The organism is Amycolatopsis arida (genome assembly GCF_900115565.1).
GTDB lineage: Bacteria > Actinomycetota > Actinomycetes > Mycobacteriales > Pseudonocardiaceae > Yuhushiella > Yuhushiella arida.
Genome location: NZ_FOWW01000011.1, coordinates 20,593 through 37,050, shown reverse-complemented (window position 1 = coordinate 37,050; position 16,458 = coordinate 20,593). Strand labels below are relative to the sequence as shown.

Sequence of the window (16,458 nt, the reverse complement as noted above, 5' to 3'; positions counted from 1 at the left end):
CCCTCAGGCCCTGATCTCGCGGATGACGGTGGCGTCGAACTCCTCGACGATCTTCGCCAGCGCCTTCCGGTGCCGCTCGTCCGCCTCCTGGTACATCTCGGCCGCCTTGCCGATCTTGTCCGACGCCGATTGCAGGCCGGTCTCCACCTCGGTGAGCAGCTCCTTGAGGTCGGTCAACATGTCGGTGTACCGCTCCTTGACGAACAGCCCGACGACGCCCCAGGACTCGTTGCCGACGTCGGCCTGCCCGACCAGACCGCTGACCCGGTTCACCGCGGTTTTGTTCCCGGCGAGGTCCCGCGAGTACCTGCGCAGGGCCTCGAGCTCGACCCGGTAGCCCTCCATCAGCGGTCCTCCTCGTCGAACAGGTTCTTGAGGAACTCGTCGCCCGCGGAGCCGCCCGGGCTCGGCGGCGGCGCCGGCCGCGGCGGGGCGTCGTCGTCGGTCAGGACGCTCCGCTGGGAGTAGTCGTCGTCCGGGTGCTCCTCCCGCGCGGGCCGGCGCGCGGGTCGCTCCTCGGCCAGCCGCTCGCGCAGCTCCTCCGGGGACGTGCCGAACAGCTCGGCCTGCGTCTCCACCACCTGGTCGGTGAGGTGCATGTCACCCCCGAAGTGGCCGTCCACGATCGCGGCCTGCCGACGCGCGGCCTCGGCCACCGCCTGCTGGATGGTGAACACCACCGCGGACGACAGTGCCTGCGGCGTCTGGGCGAGTGCCTTCTCGGTGAACCGGACGTCCTTGATCGCGCCACCCGGCCCGGCGACCACGGTGACCGACCGGTCGTCCGACGTCGCGGTGGCCTCCAGCTCCGCGATCTCGCTCCGCATCTCGCCGAGGTTCGCCAGCTGGTCGTCGACCTTCCTCAGCCTCGACTGGAATCTCTCGAACTGCGCGACGAGCTGCTCGAACTCCGCCGACACTCCGCCTCCCCGGTACCGTTGGTCCTGATGCCGCCCTGCGTGAGATCCCACTCACCCCATCGTGGTCGGGCAGTGCCCAGCATGGCGTATCCGCCGTCGCCGTGGGCAGGGTTCAGGTAGACTGGACGTCGCACATCCCCCGTCCGAGCCGACTGTGCCGAGCCCGCCCCACGTCCGTCCGACGGAAACGGACCCCGAGTTGGTTCCGCCGCGAACGGGCGGGTATCTTTGACGACCGTGCCCGGCATGCGTCGGGCCGCTCCGCGTGCCATTCGGCCACGGTCGGGTGCTCCGGTAGCCGGCGGGCGCCGGGTGAAGCGGAGTCCACGGAAATCCCGATGGGAAGTTACCGGATCTCACGATCCTGACGCGGGCCGACACGCCCGACCGCGGGGGCCGGGGAACAACAGACAAGCAAGACGCGACAGAAGGCTGGTCCATTGCCCACGATCCAGCAGCTGGTCCGCAAGGGCCGCCAGGACAAGGCTGCCAAGCAGAAGACCGCGGCGCTCAAGGGGAGCCCGCAGCGGCGTGGCGTGTGCACCCGCGTGTACACCACGACGCCGAAGAAGCCGAACTCGGCGCTGCGCAAGGTCGCGCGTGTGAAGCTGACCAGCGGCATCGAGGTCACCGCTTACATTCCCGGTGAGGGCCACAACCTGCAGGAGCACTCGATGGTGCTCGTGCGTGGCGGTCGGGTGAAGGACCTGCCGGGTGTCCGTTACAAGATCATCCGCGGGTCGCTCGACACGCAGGGCGTGAAGAACCGCAAGCAGGCGCGCAGCCGGTACGGCGCGAAGAAGGAGAAGAGCTGATGCCCCGCCAACAGCGGAGTCGGCACCGAAGCGGCCGCTGCGGCCTCGAGGCAAACCCGAAGGAGAAGAGCTGATGCCCCGCAAGGGTCCGGCCCCGAAGCGGCCACTGATCTCCGACCCCGTCTACGGCTCACCGCTGGTCACCCAGCTGGTGAACAAGGTGCTGAAGGACGGCAAGCGCTCGCTGGCCGAGCGCATCGTGTACGGGGCACTGGAAGGCGCTCGCGAGAAGACCGGTACCGACCCGGTCGTCACGCTGAAGCGCGCCCTCGACAACGTGAAGCCCACCCTCGAGGTGAAGAGCCGCCGCGTCGGTGGTGCCACCTACCAGGTGCCGATCGAGGTCAAGCCCGGCCGCTCGACCACTCTTGCGCTGCGCTGGATGGTCACCTTCGCGCGGCAGCGCCGCGAGAAGACCATGATCGAGCGCCTGCAGAACGAGCTGCTCGACGCGAGCAACGGCCTCGGGGCGAGCGTGAAGCGCCGCGAGGACACCCACAAGATGGCGGAGTCGAACAAGGCGTTCGCCCACTACCGCTGGTGACCGAAGAAGTACTGCCCGGTCCGACTGATCGAGCCAATGCCGGGCCCCACGCTTGAGACAGGGGAACATTCAAGTGGCACGTGACGTGCTGACCGACCTGAACAAGGTCCGCAACATCGGCATCATGGCGCACATCGACGCCGGTAAGACCACGACGACCGAGCGGATCCTGTTCTACACCGGGATCAACTACAAGATCGGCGAGGTGCACGACGGCGCCGCGACGATGGACTGGATGGAGGAGGAGCAGAAGCGGGGGATCACCATCACCTCGGCTGCCACCACCACCTTCTGGAACGACTACCAGGTCAACATCATCGACACGCCGGGCCACGTCGACTTCACCGTCGAGGTGGAGCGGAACCTGCGCGTGCTCGACGGCGCGGTCGCCGTCTTCGACGGCAAGGAGGGCGTCGAGCCCCAGTCCGAGCAGGTCTGGCGGCAGGCGGACAAGTACGAGGTCCCCCGGATCTGCTTCGTCAACAAGATGGACAAGCTGGGCGCGGACTTCTACTTCACCGTGCGCACCATCGAGGAGCGCCTCGGCGCCCGCCCGCTGGTCATCCAGCTGCCGATCGGCGCGGAGAGCGAGTTCGAGGGCGTCGTCGACCTGGTTCGGATGAAGGCGCTGACCTGGCGCGGCGACGTCAAGAAGGGCGAGGACTACGAGGTCGAGGACATTCCGGCCGAGCTCGCCGAGAAGGCCGCCGAGTACCGCGAGAAGCTTATCGAGGCCGTCGCCGAGTCCGACGACGAGCTGATGGAGAAGTACTTCGGCGGTGAGGAGCTGACCGAGGCCGAGATCAAGGGCGGCATCCGCAAGCTCACCATCGCCCGCGAGGCCTACCCGGTGCTGGCCGGCTCCGCGTTCAAGAACAAGGGCGTGCAGCCCATGCTCGACGCGGTGATCGACTACCTGCCCTCGCCGCTGGACGTCCCGCCGGTCGAGGGGACGCTGACCGACGGCGAGACCCCGGCCAGCCGCAAGGCCTCCGTCGACGAGCCGTTCTCGGCGCTCGCGTTCAAGATCGCCGCGCACCCGTTCTTCGGGAAGCTGACCTACATCCGGGTGTACTCCGGCAAGGTCGCCTCCGGCGCCCAGGTCATCAACTCGACCAAGGAGCGCAAGGAGCGCATCGGCAAGATCTTCCAGATGCACTCCAACAAGGAGAACCCGGTCGACGAGGCCCAGGTCGGTCACATCTACGCGGTCATCGGCCTGAAGGACACCACCACTGGCGAGACCCTGTGCGATCCGCAGAACCCGATCGTGCTGGAGTCGATGACCTTCCCCGAGCCGGTCATCAAGGTGGCCATCGAGCCGAAGACCAAGGCCGACCAGGAGAAGCTCTCCACCGCGATCCAGAAGCTCGCCGAGGAGGACCCGACGTTCCGGGTCAGCCAGGACGAGGAGACCGGCCAGACGATCATCGAGGGCATGGGTGAGCTGCATCTCGAGGTGCTGGTGAACCGGATGAAGTCCGACTACAAGGTCGAGGCGAACATCGGTAAGCCGCAGGTCGCCTACCGGGAGACGATCCGGAAGACGATCGACAAGCTCGAGTACACCCACAAGAAGCAGACCGGTGGGTCGGGCCAGTTCGCCAAGGTCATCATCCGGCTGGAGCCGCTGGAGACCGCCGACGGCGCGCTGTACGAGTTCGACAACAAGGTCACCGGGGGCCGCGTCCCGAGGGAGTACATCCCCTCGGTGGACGCCGGTGCGCAGGACGCCATGCAGTACGGCGTGCTGGCCGGCTACCCGCTCGTCGGGCTGAAGCTCACCCTGCTGGACGGCGCCTACCACGAGGTCGACTCCTCGGAGATGGCGTTCAAGATCGCCGGTTCGATGGCGATGAAGGAAGCCGCCAGGAAGGCGAACCCGGTCCTGCTGGAGCCGATGATGGCGGTCGAGGTGACCACGCCCGAGGACTACATGGGCGACGTTATCGGTGACCTGAACTCCCGCCGTGGTCAGATCCAGGCCATGGAGGAGCGGTCGGGCACGCGTGTCGTGAAGGCGCTCGTCCCGCTGTCGGAGATGTTCGGGTATGTCGGCGACCTGCGGTCCCGCACCCAGGGTCGCGCGAACTACTCGATGCAGTTCGATTCCTACGCGGAAGTTCCGGCGAACGTCGCGAAGGAGATCATCGCGAAAGCGACGGGAGAGTAGTACCCCGAGCCGGCGGGCTTGGGGGGCTTCCCTAAGGTCCGCTGTCGACCAAGGAACACAAGCGCCGTTCGGCAGCCACGTCGACCGGCGAGCAAGCTCAAGAAGTCCAGGAGGACATTCCAGTGGCGAAGGCGAAGTTCGAGCGGGACAAGCCGCACGTCAACATCGGCACCATCGGTCACGTCGACCACGGGAAGACCACGCTGACCGCGGCGATCACCAAGGTGCTGCACGACAAGTACCCGGAGCTCAACGAGTCCCGGGCGTTCGACCAGATCGACAACGCGCCGGAAGAGAAGCAGCGCGGCATCACGATCAACATCTCGCACGTCGAGTACCAGACCGAGAAGCGTCACTACGCGCACGTGGACGCCCCCGGTCACGCCGACTACATCAAGAACATGATCACCGGCGCCGCCCAGATGGACGGCGCGATCCTGGTGGTCGCGGCGACCGACGGCCCGATGCCGCAGACCCGTGAGCACGTGCTGCTGGCTCGCCAGGTCGGCGTGCCCTACATCGTGGTGGCGCTGAACAAGGCCGACATGGTCGACGACGAGGAGATCCTCGAGCTGGTCGAGCTGGAGGTCCGCGAGCTGCTGTCGTCCCAGGAGTTCCCGGGCGACGACGCTCCGGTCGTCAAGGTCTCCGGCCTCAAGGCGCTCGAGGGCGACCCGAAGTGGACCGAGTCGGTACTGGAACTCATGCAGGCCGTCGACGACAACGTGCCGGACCCGGTGCGTGACCTCGACAAGCCGTTCCTGATGCCGATCGAGGACGTCTTCACGATCACCGGCCGCGGCACCGTGGTCACCGGTCGTGTCGAGCGCGGCCAGATCAACGTGAACGAAGAGGTCGAGATCGTCGGTATTCGGGAGAAGTCGACCAAGACCACGGTCACCGGCGTCGAGATGTTCCGCAAGCTGCTCGACTCGGGCCAGGCCGGCGACAACGTCGGTCTGCTGCTGCGCGGCATCAAGCGTGAGGACGTGGAGCGCGGCCAGGTCGTCGTGAAGCCCGGCACCACCACCCCGCACACCGAGTTCGAGGGCTCGGTGTACATCCTGTCCAAGGACGAGGGTGGCCGGCACACGCCGTTCTTCAACAACTACCGCCCGCAGTTCTACTTCCGCACCACCGACGTGACCGGCGTGGTGACCCTCGAGGAGGGCACCGAGATGGTCATGCCGGGCGACAACACCAACATCAAGGTCCAGCTGATCCAGCCGGTCGCGATGGACGAGGGCCTGCGCTTCGCGATTCGCGAGGGTGGCCGCACCGTCGGCGCCGGCCAGGTCACGAAGATCGTCAAGTAGCGTTTCCGAGCCCGAACCGGGAGCTCCACCCCCGGCTCGGGCTTGAAACGTGGGTGTGCGACACTGTACGGGTTGCTCGTCGCGGGGCGGCCGAATTCCACAGCGATTTCGGCCGCCCCGGCGCGAGTGGCCAGGGTTCGTGCCGGCACCGAGTTGCCTCCGGGCAGCGCGGGGCCGCTGAACCAGGGGAGGCCGGGAGCACCGGCCGCCCCGTCACGTTGACGACCTACCGGCACCGAGGACGATCCCCGGGGAACCGGTCTGCGCAGCAGGCGCGACACGCCCGACCGCGTGGACCGGAGCGAGGGTCGCTGACGTGCGGAAACGTCGGCCTTACTGGCTTGCGGGTGTGAGCCGCGGGATCGGCGTTGCGAGATAGCGGCACGAGACGACAAGGAACGAGCTGCCACCATGGCGGGACAGAAGATCCGCATCCGGCTCAAGGCCTACGACCACGAGGCGATCGACGCCAGCGCGCGCAAGATCGTCGAGACGGTCACGCGCACCGGCGCGTCCGTCGTGGGCCCGGTGCCGCTGCCCACCGAGAAGAACGTTTACTGCGTCATCCGCTCGCCGCACAAGTACAAGGACTCGCGCGAGCACTTCGAGATGCGCACGCACAAGCGTCTGATCGACATCCTCGACCCGACGCCGAAGACGGTGGACGCGCTCATGCGCATCGACCTTCCGGCCAGCGTCGACGTCAACATCCAGTAAGCGTTGGGCGAGCGGCGGAGATAAGAACTCATGTCTGACAGGCAAATGAAGGGCATTCTGGGCACCAAGCTCGGCATGACCCAGGTCTTCGACGACAAGAACCGGATCGTCCCGGTCACCGTCGTCAAGGCCGGGCCGAACGTGGTGACCCAGGTGCGCAAGAAGGAGACCGACGGCTACTCGGCCGTGCAGCTGGCCTTCGGCGCGATCGACCCGCGCAAGGTGAACAAGCCGCGCGCCGGTCACTTCGCGAAGGCCGGTGTCACGCCCCGGCGCTACCTCGCCGAGCTGCGCACCACCGACGCCGAGACCTACGAGGTCGGCCAGGAGATCACCGCCGAGGTGTTCGACGCGGGCGCCGTGGTGGACGTCACCGGCACCAGCAAGGGCAAGGGCTACGCCGGCGTGATGAAGCGGCACGGCTTCAAGGGCCAGGGCGCCAGCCACGGTAACCAGGCCAAGCACCGCGCCCCCGGCTCGATCGGCGGCTGCGCCACGCCGGGCCGGGTGTTCAAGGGCATGCGGATGGCTGGCCGGATGGGCAACAAGCGGGTCACCACCCAGGGGTTGACCGTGTACGCCGTCCGCCCCGAGGACGGCCTGCTGCTGATCAAGGGCGCGGTTCCCGGGCCCAGGGGCGGCGTGGTGTTCGTCCGCGACGCCGCGAAGGGTGGTGCGAAGGCATGACCAGTGTCGAGCTCAAGACGCCCGCCGGCGCCGCCGAGGGCACCGTCGAGCTTCCCGCCGAGATCTTCGACGTGCAGGCCAACGTGCCGCTGATGCACCAGGTCGTGGTGGCCCAGCAGGCCGCCGCCCGGCAGGGGACGCACGACACGAAGACCCGCGGTGAGGTGCGCGGTGGCGGCAAGAAGCCGTACCGGCAGAAGGGCACCGGCCGCGCCCGGCAGGGCTCGGTGCGCGCCCCGCAGTTCAGCGGCGGTGGCACCGTGCACGGGCCGACGCCGCGGAACTACAGCCAGCGGACCCCGAAGAAGATGAAGGCCGCCGCGCTGCGCGGCGCCCTCTCCGACCGGGCCCGCGCCGGCCAGGTCCACGTGGTCACCGAGTTGGTCACCGCGGAGCAGCCGTCCACCAAGGCGGCCAAGGCCGCGCTCGCCGCGGTCACGCAGGCCAAGCGCGTGCTCGTGGTCCTGCACCGCGACGACGAGCTGGGCTGGCGCTCCGCGCGCAACCTGTCCTACGTGCACCTGATCACGCCGGACCAGCTGAACACCTACGACGTGCTGGTCAACGACGACGTGGTCTTCACCAAGGCCGCGCTCGACGCGTTCCTCGCCGGCCCGGCCAGGGGCAAGGGTGTCAAGGCCTCCGCCCGGTCGAGCGAGGTCAGCGAGGTCAGCGAGGTCACGGAAGGGAGTGACGAGCGATGAGCTCGGTGGCGATCCCCGACCCGCGCGACATCCTGATCGCGCCGGTGATCTCCGAGAAGTCCTACGGGCTGCTCGAGGACCACAAGTACACGTTCCTGGTCCGCCCGGACGCCAACAAGACCCAGATCAAGATCGCGGTCGAGCAGGTGTTCGGCGTGAAGGTGGTCAGCGTGAACACGCTGAACCGGCAGGGCAAGCGCAAGCGCACCCGCTACGGGTTCGGCAAGCGCAAGGACACCAAGCGCGCTGTGGTGACGTTGTCGGCCGAGAGCAAGCCGATCGAGATCTTCGGCGGACCCGCCGCGTAAGGGACGGAAAGCTGACATGGGCATTCGCAAGTACAAGCCAACAACTCCGGGTCGCCGGGGCGCTTCCGTCTCCGACTTCACCGAGATCACCCGGTCGACGCCGGAGAAGTCGCTGCTGCGCCCGCTGCACGGCCGCGGTGGCCGCAACTCCTCCGGCCGGATCACCACCCGGCACAAGGGCGGCGGCCACAAGCGCGCGTACCGGATCATCGACTTCCGGCGCAATGACAAGGACGGCATCCCGGCCAAGGTCGCGCACATCGAGTACGACCCCAACCGGTCCGCCCGGATCGCGCTGCTGCACTACGCCGACGGCGAGAAGCGCTACATCATCGCCCCGGACAAGCTGAAGCAGGGCGACCTGGTGGAGAACGGCCCGCGGGCCGACATCAAGCCGGGCAACAACCTGCCGCTGCGCAACATCCCGGTCGGCACGGTGGTCCACGCGATCGAGCTCCGGCCCGGCGGCGGCGCGAAGATCGCCCGGTCCGCCGGCGCCCGCGTGCAGCTGGTGGCCAAGGAGGGCCCGTACGCCCAGCTGCGGATGCCCTCGGGCGAGATCCGCAACGTGGACGTGCGCAACCGCGCCACGGTTGGCGAGGTGGGCAACTCCGACCACGCCAACATCAACTGGGGCAAGGCGGGTCGCAACCGCTGGCGGGGCAAGCGCCCCACCGTCCGCGGCGTCGTGATGAACCCGGTCGACCACCCGCACGGTGGTGGTGAGGGCAAGACCTCCGGTGGTCGGCACCCGGTGAACCCGAACGGCAAGCCGGAGGGCCGTACCCGCCGCCGCAAGCCGAGCGACAAGTTGATCGTCCGCCGCCGGCGTACCGGCAAGAAGCGCTGAGCAGGGAGGTAGAAGCACATGCCGCGCAGCCTGAAAAAGGGCCCGTTCGTGGACGACCACCTGCTCAAGAAGGTGGACGCGCTCAACGAGTCGGGCAAGAAGACGGTGATCAAGACGTGGTCCCGCCGGTCCACGATCATCCCGGACATGCTCGGGCACACCATCGCCGTGCACGACGGCCGCAAGCACGTCCCGGTGTTCGTCACCGAGGCGATGGTGGGTCACAAGCTGGGCGAGTTCGCCCCGACCCGCACCTTCAAGGGTCACGTCAAGGACGACCGCAAGTCGCGCCGCCGCTGAGCGAGCGAGCCACGAGAGAGTTAGGGAATGCAGCGATGAACGCCCAGAAGGAGGCCACGGCGGAAGCCCTGCCGACGGCCGTGGCGCGGGCTCGCTTCGTCCGGTCCTCGCCGTCGAAGGTGCGCCGGGTGATCGAGCTCATCAAGGGCCGTAGCGTCGAGGAGGCCCTGGCCGTGCTCCGGTTCGCGCCGCAGTCGGCCAGCGACCCGCTGGCGAAGGTGATCGCCAGCGCCGCGGCCAACGCCGAGAACAACCTCGACCTGGACCCGGACACGCTCTGGATCAAGCACGCCTACGCCGACGAGGGCCCGACGCTCAAGCGCATCCGGCCCCGCGCGCAGGGTCGCGCCTACCGGATCCGCAAGCGGACCAGCCACATCACGGTGGAGGTCGAGTCCCGGCCCGAGGCCAAGGCGAAGGCGAAGGCGAAGACGAAGAGCAAGAAGAAGGCAGGTGGCCGGTAGTGGGCCAGAAGATCAACCCGCACGGCTTCCGGCTCGGGATCACCACGGACTGGAAGTCGCGGTGGTACGCCGACAAGCAGTACGCCGAGTACGTGGCCGAGGACGTCAAGATCCGCAAGCTCCTGTCCACGGGCATGGAGCGGGCCGGCATCTCGAAGGTGGACATCGAGCGCACCCGTGACCGGGTCCGCGTCGACATCCACACCGCTCGGCCAGGCATCGTGATCGGCCGCCGCGGCGCGGAGGCCGACCGGATCCGTGGCGCGCTGGAGAAGCTGACCAAGAAGCAGGTCCAGCTGAACATCCTCGAGGTGAAGAACCCCGAGGCGGACGCCCAGCTCGTCGCGCAGGGTGTCGCCGAGCAGCTGTCCAACCGGGTGGCGTTCCGCCGCGCGATGCGCAAGGCGATCCAGACCTCGATGCGCTCGCCGCAGGTGAAGGGCATCCGGGTGCAGTGCAGCGGACGGCTGGGCGGTGCCGAGATGTCCCGCTCGGAGCACTACCGCGACGGCCGGGTGCCGCTGCACACGCTGCGCGCGGACATCGACTACGGCTTCTTCGAGGCCAGGACGACGTTCGGCCGCATCGGCGTGAAGGTGTGGATCTACAAGGGCGACATCGTCGGTGGGCTCAAGGCCAAGGAGGCGCGGGACGCCGCCGCGGCCGCCGAGCGCGCGCCGCGCCGGGACCGCCCGTCCCGCCCGCGTCGCTCGGGCGCGTCGGGCACCACGCCCACCTCGACCGAGGCCGGTCGGGCCGCCGCCCAGGAGGCAGGACCGCGTGCCGCCGCCCAGGAGGCAGGACCGCGTGCCGCCGCCCAGGAGGCAGGACCGCGTGCCGCCGCCCAGGAGGCAGGACCCCGCGCCGCCACCCAGGAGGCGGGCACCAGGGCCCCCGGCCGCGAGGCTGGGCAGCGGGGCGGCAGCCGGGAGAACGAGATGGGTGTCGGCACCGCCGCGCAGGGCAGCGGGCGCAGCGACACGGACGACGCGACGCGCGAGGCGCCCGCCCAGGGGTCGCCGAACGCGGCCGAGAAGACGGAGGGCTGAGGCGTGCTCATCCCACGCAAGGTCAAGCACCGCAAGCAGCACTCCCCGAAGCGCTCCGGCGCCGCCAAGGGCGGCACGAAGGTGAACTTCGGCGAGTACGGCATCCAGGCGCTCGAGCACAGCTACGTGACCAACCGGCAGATCGAGTCCGCTCGTATCGCCATGACCCGGCACATCAAGCGTGGCGGGAAGATCTGGATCAACATCTTCCCGGACCGCCCGCTCACCAAGAAGCCGGCCGAGACCCGGATGGGGTCCGGTAAGGGCTCTCCCGAGTGGTGGGTGGCCAACGTCAAGCCCGGCCGGGTGATGTTCGAGATGAGCTTCCCGAACGAGGCCGTGGCCCGCGAGGCGCTCCGCCGCGCGATCCACAAGCTGCCGATGAAGTGCCGAATCGTGACCCGTGAAGGTGGTGAGTTCTGATGGCGAAAGCCGGAGGCGTCGCGGCGTCAGAACTTCGCGAGCTCTCCGCCGAGGAGCTCGTGCTGCGGCTGAAGGAGGCCAAGGAGGAGCTGTTCAACCTCCGCTTCCAGATGGCCACCGGGCAGCTGGACAACAACCGCCGCCTGCGCACGGTCCGCACGGACATCGCGCGCATCTACACGGTGATGCGTGAGCGCGAGCTCGGGTTGTCGGTCGCCCCTGACGACACGGACGAGAGTGAAGGTGCCGCATGACCGAGCCGGTGCAGAACAAGGAATCCGGCCGCAACTACCGGAAGGTCCGGGAGGGCATGGTCGTCTCGGACAAGATGGACAAGACGATCGTGGTCGAGCTCGAGGACCGCAAGAAGCACCCGCTGTACGGCAAGGTCATGCGCTCCACCAAGAAGGTGAAGGCGCACGACGAGGACAACACCGCCGGCATCGGTGACCGCGTGCTGCTGATGGAGACCCGCCCGCTGTCGGCCACGAAGCGGTGGCGGCTGGTCGAGATCCGCGAGAAGGCCAAGTAAGCAGGGGCCGTCCGGTCCCTTTTCGTTCCGCCAGGCTGGGCTCGCCCAGAACCGGCGCGACATACAGGAGTTGACGTGATCCAGCAGGAGTCGCGACTGCGAGTCGCCGACAACACGGGTGCCAAGGAGATCCTGACCATCCGCGTGCTCGGTGGCTCGGGGCGGCGCTACGCGGGCATCGGCGACATCATCGTCGCCACCGTCAAGGACGCCATCCCGGGCGCCAACGTGAAGCGTGGTGACGTGGTCAAGGCCGTCGTCGTCCGCACGAAGAAGGAGAAGCGTCGCCCCGACGGCTCCTACATCAGGTTCGACGAGAACGCCGCGGTGCTCATCAAGAACGACAACGAGCCGCGGGGCACCCGTATCTTCGGGCCGGTCGGCCGCGAGCTTCGTGACCGGAAGTTCATGAAGATCATCTCCCTCGCGCCGGAGGTGTTGTAACTGATGAAGGTGAAGAAGGGCGACACGGTCGTCGTCATTTCCGGCAAGGACAAGGGCGCGAAGGGCAAGGTCATCCAGGCCTACCCGGACCGGCAGCGGATCCTCGTCGAGGGCGTGAACCGGATCAAGAAGCACACCCGGATCACCCAGACCCAGCGGGGTGCGCAGTCCGGCGGCATCGTGACCCAGGAAGCGCCCATCCACGTGTCGAACGTGATGGTCGTCGACTCCGACGGCAAGCCGACCCGGGTGGGCTACCGCATCGGCGAGGACGGCAAGAAGGTCCGGATCTCGCGCAGGACGGGCAAGGACATCTGATGACCACCGCAGAGAAGACATACCCGACGCCGCGGTTGAAGACCCGGTACCGCGAGGAGATCGCCGGTCAGCTCCGCGAGGAGTTCGGGTACACGAACCCGCACCAGATCCCTGGCGTGGTGAAGGTCGTGGTGAACATGGGCGTCGGCGACGCCGCCCGGGACAGCAAGCTGATCGAGGGCGCCGTCCGCGACCTCGCCACGATCACCGGGCAGAAGCCCGAGATCCGCAGGGCCCGCAAGTCCATCGCGCAGTTCAAGCTGCGCGAGGGCATGCCGATCGGCGCGCGCGCCACGCTGCGCGGCGACCGGATGTGGGAGTTCCTCGACCGGCTGCTGACCATCGCCCTGCCGCGTATCCGGGACTTCCGTGGGCTGTCGCCGAAGCAGTTCGACGGCAACGGCAACTACACGTTCGGGCTCACCGAGCAGTCGATGTTCCACGAGATCAACCCGGACTCCATCGACCGTCCGCGGGGCATGGACGTCACCGTGGTCACCACCGCCACCAACGACGAGGAAGGCCGCGCGCTGCTCCGCAAGCTCGGCTTCCCGTTCAAGGAGAGCTAATGGCGAAGAAGGCGCTGATTCACAAGGCCGCGAAGAAGCCGAAGTTCAAGGTGCGCGCCTACACCCGCTGCAACCGGTGCGGGCGACCGCACTCGGTGTTCCGCAAGTTCGGCCTCTGCCGGATCTGCCTGCGGGAGATGGCGCACGCGGGTGAGCTGCCCGGTGTCAGCAAGTCCAGCTGGTAACGGCCGTAATTCTTTTCCTACCAGTTCGCCACAGGCCCCGGAGCGGGGAACCAGGGCGAGAAAGGTTGACAGGTCACCATGACGATGACCGACCCGATCGCAGACTTCCTGACACGTCTGCGCAACGCGAACTCGGCGTACCACGACGAGGTCGTGCTCCCGCACTCGAAGATCAAGGCGAACATCGCCGAGATCCTCAAGCGGGAGGGCTACATCGCGGACTACCGGGACGAGCCGGGTGAGAAGCACAAGAACCTCGTCGTGCAGCTGAAGTACGGCCCGAACCGGGAACGCAGCATCGCCGGTCTGCGCCGGGTTTCCAAGCCCGGTCTGCGGGTGTATGCGAAATCGACCGAACTGCCCAACGTCCTGGGCGGCCTTGGCATCGCGATCATCTCGACGTCGGCCGGGCTGCAGACGGACCGGCAGGCCAAGCGCAACGGCGTGGGCGGCGAAGTCCTCGCCTACGTCTGGTGAGGAAGGGGGACAACAGGCATGTCGCGTATCGGAAAGCTGCCGATTCCCGTCCCCTCCGGGGTCGAGGTGACCATCAACGGCCAGCACATCACGGTCAAGGGGCCCAAGGGCACCCTTGAGCACACGGTCGCCGAGCCGATCACCGTCGAGCGCGCCGAGGACGGCACGCTCCAGGTGAAGCGGCCCGACGACGAGCGGGAGAGCAGGGCGCTGCACGGGCTGACCCGCACCCTGGTGAACAACCTCGTCGTCGGGGTCACCGAGGGCTACCAGAAGAAGATGGAGATCCACGGCGTCGGCTACCGCGTGCAGGCCAAGGGCTCGGACCTCGAGTTCGCCCTGGGCTACAGCCACCCGGTGCGCATCGCGGCGCCGGAGGGCATCACGTTCACGGTGGAGAGCCCGACGCGGTTCTCGGTCAGCGGGATCGACAAGCAGAAGGTCGGAGAGACCGCCGCGGTGATCCGCAAGCTGCGGCGCCCGGACCCGTACAAGGGCAAGGGCCTGCGCTACGAGGGCGAGCGCATCCGGCGCAAGGTCGGAAAGACGGGTAAGTGATCATGAGCGAAACGGCAACCAAGCGCAAGCCGATCGGCAAGGACATCTCCACCCGGCGCCGCGTGGCGAAGACCCGCCGGCACTTCCGGCTCCGCAAGAAGATCAGCGGCACCCCGGAGCGGCCGCGGCTGTCGGTGAAGCGGTCCAGCCGACACATCCACGTGCAGGTGATCGACGACCTCGCCGGGCACACCCTGGCGGCGGCGTCCACCCTGGAGGCGGACGTGCGGGCGGTGGACGGCGACAAGAAGGCCAAGGCCGCCAAGGTCGGCGAGCTGATCGCCGGCCGGGCCAAGGCCGCCGGGATCACCAGCGTGGTGTTCGACCGGGGTGGCAACGACTACCACGGCCGGATCGCGGCGCTGGCGGACGCGGCCCGCGAGGCGGGGTTGGAGTTCTGAGCATGGTTAGTGGAGAGGGAAGGAAAGCCTGATGCCGGGACGTACACGGCAGTTCGGCGGCGGCCAGGGCCAGGGTGGCCCCGGCGGCGATCGCGGTGACCGCCGCGACCGCAGGGACCGTCGCGATGGTGGCCGTGGCGGGGCGGCCCAGGACAAGACCCCGCACCTCGAGCGCGTCGTCGCGATCAACCGCGTCGCCAAGGTCGTCAAGGGCGGTCGGCGGTTCAGCTTCACCGCGCTGGTGGTCGTCGGTGACGGCGACGGGCAGGTCGGCGTCGGCTACGGCAAGGCCAAGGAGGTGCCCTCGGCGATCGCCAAGGGCGTCGAGGAGGCCAAGAAGAACTTCTTCCGCGTTCCGCGCATCGCCGGCACCATCCCGCACCCGGTGCAGGGTGAGGACGCCGCGGGTGTCGTGCTGCTGCGGCCGGCCAGCGCGGGTACCGGTGTCATCGCCGGTGGCCCGGTGCGGGCCGTGCTGGAGTGCGCGGGCGTGCACGACGTGCTGTCCAAGTCGCTGGGCAGCGACAACGCGATCAACATCGTGCACGCGACCGTGAAGGCGCTGAAGGACCTGCAGCGTCCCGAGGAGGTCGCGGCGCGCCGTGGCCTTCCGCTCGAGGACGTGGCGCCGGCCCGGATGCTGCGGCAGCGTGCGGGGCAGGGGATCTGACATGGCTCAGCTGAAGGTCACCCAGATCAGGAGCACGATCGGCACCAAGCGGAACCACCGGGAGTCGCTGCGCACCCTCGGGCTGCGCAAGATCCGGCAGTCCGTGGTGCGTGAGGACACTCCCCAGGTCCGCGGCCTGATCCACACGGTCCGGCACCTGGTGACTGTGGAGGAGGTCCAGTCATGACCGCCATCAAGATCCACCACCTGCGGCCCGCGCCCGGCGCCAAGCGCGACAAGATCCGGGTCGGCCGTGGTGAGGGCTCGAAGGGCAAGACCGCGGGGCGTGGCACGAAGGGCACCAAGGCCCGCAAGAACGTGCCCGCCGGCTTCGAGGGTGGGCAGATGCCCCTCCACATGCGGCTGCCGAAGCTGCGCGGCTTCACCAACCGGTTCCGCACCGAGTACCAGCCGGTGAACGTGGGTGACATCGCCAGGGTGTTCGCCGACGGCGGCAAGGTCGGGCCGGAGGAGCTCGCCGCGCGCGGGCTGGTCCGCAAGGGCAAGCTCGTGAAGGTGCTCGGCAACGGCGATGTGGACGGCGTCAAGCTCGACGTCACCGCGGACGCCTTCTCGAAGAGCGCGAAGGAGAAGCTGGAGGCCGCTGGTGGCTCCGCCACCACGAAGTGACCCCGGCTCGGTCCACGAGCGGCCCGTCCGGCACCCGCCGGGCGGGCCACTCGTCGTTGTCGACCGCGCCGCGCCCGGCATGGCCGCGGTTGGTCGTCCCGTGACGTGGCCGGCCGCATCCGGACGTGACCGTCGTCGCAGCGGTCGCCGCGGCTCGCCGGCCCCGGTGACGGCGCGTTTCGGAGGGTCGACCGGTGCGGCCGGCGCCGACCGCACGGGCGGCCGGTTCCACGCGGTGCGACGTCCGTCGGTTTTTGGGCCATGCCCTGCGGGAGTCCGGCCAGGGGCTGTTAGAGTTCAGCGACACGCTTCGGGACACGTGTGCCCCGAAGCGTTCCTGGCTTGCCCGCCAGCGACAGTGAGTTCCCGCCGGCCGCCGTGCCGGCCAAAGCCGTTCGTCGGCT

26 protein-coding genes and 1 pseudogene are annotated in these 16,458 nt (G+C 68.4%); 25 read left to right on the top strand and 2 right to left on the bottom strand.

Annotated elements, in window-relative coordinates; genetic code table 11:
* Positions 1 to 3: 3 nt before the first annotated feature.
* Both BM051_RS24775 and BM051_RS24770 read right to left on the bottom strand, forming a co-directional pair.
* Complete coding sequence (locus BM051_RS24775; RefSeq protein WP_092535290.1) at positions 4 to 345, bottom strand: WXG100 family type VII secretion target; 342 nt, start codon at positions 343 to 345, stop codon at positions 4 to 6.
* Positions 345 to 920 (bottom strand): YbaB/EbfC family nucleoid-associated protein, encoded by a 576-nt coding sequence (locus BM051_RS24770; protein ID WP_092535287.1) that lies wholly within the window; start codon positions 918 to 920, stop codon positions 345 to 347. The genes BM051_RS24775 and BM051_RS24770 overlap by 1 nt, the downstream gene beginning before the upstream one ends.
* 440 nt (positions 921 to 1,360) lie before the next feature.
* Between BM051_RS24770 and rpsL the strand changes: the two genes are divergently transcribed.
* The 25 genes and pseudogenes from rpsL to rplO all read left to right on the top strand — a co-directional run bounded on the left by rpsL (position 1,361) and on the right by rplO (position 16,054).
* The gene (rpsL, locus tag BM051_RS24765; RefSeq protein ID WP_003102113.1) at positions 1,361 to 1,735 is read left to right on the top strand and encodes a 30S ribosomal protein S12; all 375 of its coding nucleotides are present in this window, start codon (positions 1,361 to 1,363) and stop codon (positions 1,733 to 1,735) included.
* A gap of 73 nt (positions 1,736 to 1,808) precedes the next feature.
* A complete protein-coding gene (gene rpsG / locus BM051_RS24760) occupies positions 1,809 to 2,279 on the top strand; it encodes a 30S ribosomal protein S7 (protein ID WP_092535284.1) in 471 nt (156 codons plus the stop codon).
* A gap of 73 nt (positions 2,280 to 2,352) precedes the next feature.
* Positions 2,353 to 4,452: an elongation factor G gene (gene fusA, locus BM051_RS24755; RefSeq protein ID WP_092535281.1), complete on the top strand. Its 2,100-nt coding sequence runs from the start codon at positions 2,353 to 2,355 to the stop codon at positions 4,450 to 4,452.
* A 122-nt stretch (positions 4,453 to 4,574) separates the two neighbouring features.
* Positions 4,575 to 5,768 carry an elongation factor Tu gene (gene tuf / locus BM051_RS24750; RefSeq protein WP_092535278.1) on the top strand — a complete coding sequence of 398 codons (1,194 nt, stop codon included), beginning with the start codon at positions 4,575 to 4,577 and terminating at the stop codon, positions 5,766 to 5,768.
* 411 nt (positions 5,769 to 6,179) lie between these two features.
* Positions 6,180 to 6,485 (top strand): 30S ribosomal protein S10, encoded by a 306-nt coding sequence (rpsJ, locus tag BM051_RS24745; protein WP_003883485.1) that lies wholly within the window; start codon positions 6,180 to 6,182, stop codon positions 6,483 to 6,485.
* 30 nt (positions 6,486 to 6,515) lie between these two features.
* Positions 6,516 to 7,172 (top strand): 50S ribosomal protein L3, encoded by a 657-nt coding sequence (gene rplC, locus BM051_RS24740; RefSeq protein ID WP_092535275.1) that lies wholly within the window; start codon positions 6,516 to 6,518, stop codon positions 7,170 to 7,172.
* On the top strand, positions 7,169 to 7,876 hold the full coding sequence (gene rplD / locus BM051_RS24735) for a 50S ribosomal protein L4 (RefSeq protein ID WP_092535272.1): 708 nt from the start codon (positions 7,169 to 7,171) through the stop codon (positions 7,874 to 7,876). Before rplC ends, rplD begins: the two co-directional genes overlap by 4 nt.
* Positions 7,873 to 8,184, top strand: coding sequence for a 50S ribosomal protein L23 (rplW, locus tag BM051_RS24730; RefSeq protein WP_092535269.1), 312 nt, complete (start codon positions 7,873 to 7,875; stop codon positions 8,182 to 8,184). The genes rplD and rplW overlap by 4 nt, the downstream gene beginning before the upstream one ends.
* 16 nt (positions 8,185 to 8,200) lie before the next feature.
* Complete coding sequence (gene rplB, locus BM051_RS24725; RefSeq protein WP_092535266.1) at positions 8,201 to 9,034, top strand: 50S ribosomal protein L2; 834 nt, start codon at positions 8,201 to 8,203, stop codon at positions 9,032 to 9,034.
* A gap of 18 nt (positions 9,035 to 9,052) precedes the next feature.
* Positions 9,053 to 9,334, top strand: coding sequence for a 30S ribosomal protein S19 (gene rpsS / locus BM051_RS24720; protein WP_009152380.1), 282 nt, complete (start codon positions 9,053 to 9,055; stop codon positions 9,332 to 9,334).
* A 35-nt stretch (positions 9,335 to 9,369) separates the two neighbouring features.
* Positions 9,370 to 9,798 (top strand): 50S ribosomal protein L22, encoded by a 429-nt coding sequence (rplV, locus tag BM051_RS24715; RefSeq protein ID WP_092535263.1) that lies wholly within the window; start codon positions 9,370 to 9,372, stop codon positions 9,796 to 9,798.
* Positions 9,798 to 10,655, top strand: a pseudogene (gene rpsC, locus BM051_RS24710) (30S ribosomal protein S3); the annotation flags it as partial. The gene rplV and the pseudogene rpsC, both read left to right, overlap by 1 nt.
* A gap of 195 nt (positions 10,656 to 10,850) precedes the next feature.
* A complete protein-coding gene (rplP, locus tag BM051_RS24705) occupies positions 10,851 to 11,270 on the top strand; it encodes a 50S ribosomal protein L16 (protein WP_009152383.1) in 420 nt (139 codons plus the stop codon).
* The gene (rpmC, locus tag BM051_RS24700) at positions 11,270 to 11,524 is read left to right on the top strand and encodes a 50S ribosomal protein L29 (protein ID WP_092535260.1); all 255 of its coding nucleotides are present in this window, start codon (positions 11,270 to 11,272) and stop codon (positions 11,522 to 11,524) included. The genes rplP and rpmC overlap by 1 nt, the downstream gene beginning before the upstream one ends.
* A complete protein-coding gene (gene rpsQ / locus BM051_RS24695) occupies positions 11,521 to 11,802 on the top strand; it encodes a 30S ribosomal protein S17 (RefSeq protein WP_092535257.1) in 282 nt (93 codons plus the stop codon). The genes rpmC and rpsQ overlap by 4 nt, the downstream gene beginning before the upstream one ends.
* 75 nt (positions 11,803 to 11,877) lie before the next feature.
* A complete protein-coding gene (rplN, locus tag BM051_RS24690; protein ID WP_092535254.1) occupies positions 11,878 to 12,246 on the top strand; it encodes a 50S ribosomal protein L14 in 369 nt (122 codons plus the stop codon).
* A gap of 3 nt (positions 12,247 to 12,249) precedes the next feature.
* Positions 12,250 to 12,564, top strand: a complete 315-nt coding sequence (gene rplX / locus BM051_RS24685; protein ID WP_092535251.1) for a 50S ribosomal protein L24 — start codon at positions 12,250 to 12,252, stop codon at positions 12,562 to 12,564.
* Positions 12,564 to 13,133: a 50S ribosomal protein L5 gene (gene rplE / locus BM051_RS24680; RefSeq protein WP_092535248.1), complete on the top strand. Its 570-nt coding sequence runs from the start codon at positions 12,564 to 12,566 to the stop codon at positions 13,131 to 13,133. Before rplX ends, rplE begins: the two co-directional genes overlap by 1 nt.
* The gene (locus tag BM051_RS24675) at positions 13,133 to 13,318 is read left to right on the top strand and encodes a type Z 30S ribosomal protein S14 (RefSeq protein ID WP_092535245.1); all 186 of its coding nucleotides are present in this window, start codon (positions 13,133 to 13,135) and stop codon (positions 13,316 to 13,318) included. The genes rplE and BM051_RS24675 overlap by 1 nt, the downstream gene beginning before the upstream one ends.
* A 78-nt stretch (positions 13,319 to 13,396) precedes the next feature.
* The gene (gene rpsH / locus BM051_RS24670; protein ID WP_092535242.1) at positions 13,397 to 13,795 is read left to right on the top strand and encodes a 30S ribosomal protein S8; all 399 of its coding nucleotides are present in this window, start codon (positions 13,397 to 13,399) and stop codon (positions 13,793 to 13,795) included.
* 18 nt (positions 13,796 to 13,813) lie between these two features.
* A complete protein-coding gene (gene rplF / locus BM051_RS24665) occupies positions 13,814 to 14,353 on the top strand; it encodes a 50S ribosomal protein L6 (RefSeq protein WP_092535240.1) in 540 nt (179 codons plus the stop codon).
* 2 nt (positions 14,354 to 14,355) lie between these two features.
* The gene (gene rplR / locus BM051_RS24660) at positions 14,356 to 14,754 is read left to right on the top strand and encodes a 50S ribosomal protein L18 (protein WP_092535237.1); all 399 of its coding nucleotides are present in this window, start codon (positions 14,356 to 14,358) and stop codon (positions 14,752 to 14,754) included.
* 31 nt (positions 14,755 to 14,785) lie between these two features.
* Positions 14,786 to 15,424 (top strand): 30S ribosomal protein S5, encoded by a 639-nt coding sequence (rpsE, locus tag BM051_RS24655; protein WP_092535234.1) that lies wholly within the window; start codon positions 14,786 to 14,788, stop codon positions 15,422 to 15,424.
* A 1-nt stretch (position 15,425) separates the two neighbouring features.
* Entirely contained in the window at positions 15,426 to 15,611 is a 186-nt protein-coding gene (gene rpmD / locus BM051_RS24650; protein WP_092535231.1) for a 50S ribosomal protein L30, read from the top strand.
* On the top strand, positions 15,608 to 16,054 hold the full coding sequence (gene rplO / locus BM051_RS24645) for a 50S ribosomal protein L15 (protein ID WP_092535228.1): 447 nt from the start codon (positions 15,608 to 15,610) through the stop codon (positions 16,052 to 16,054). The genes rpmD and rplO overlap by 4 nt, the downstream gene beginning before the upstream one ends.
* Positions 16,055 to 16,458 lie beyond the last annotated feature (404 nt).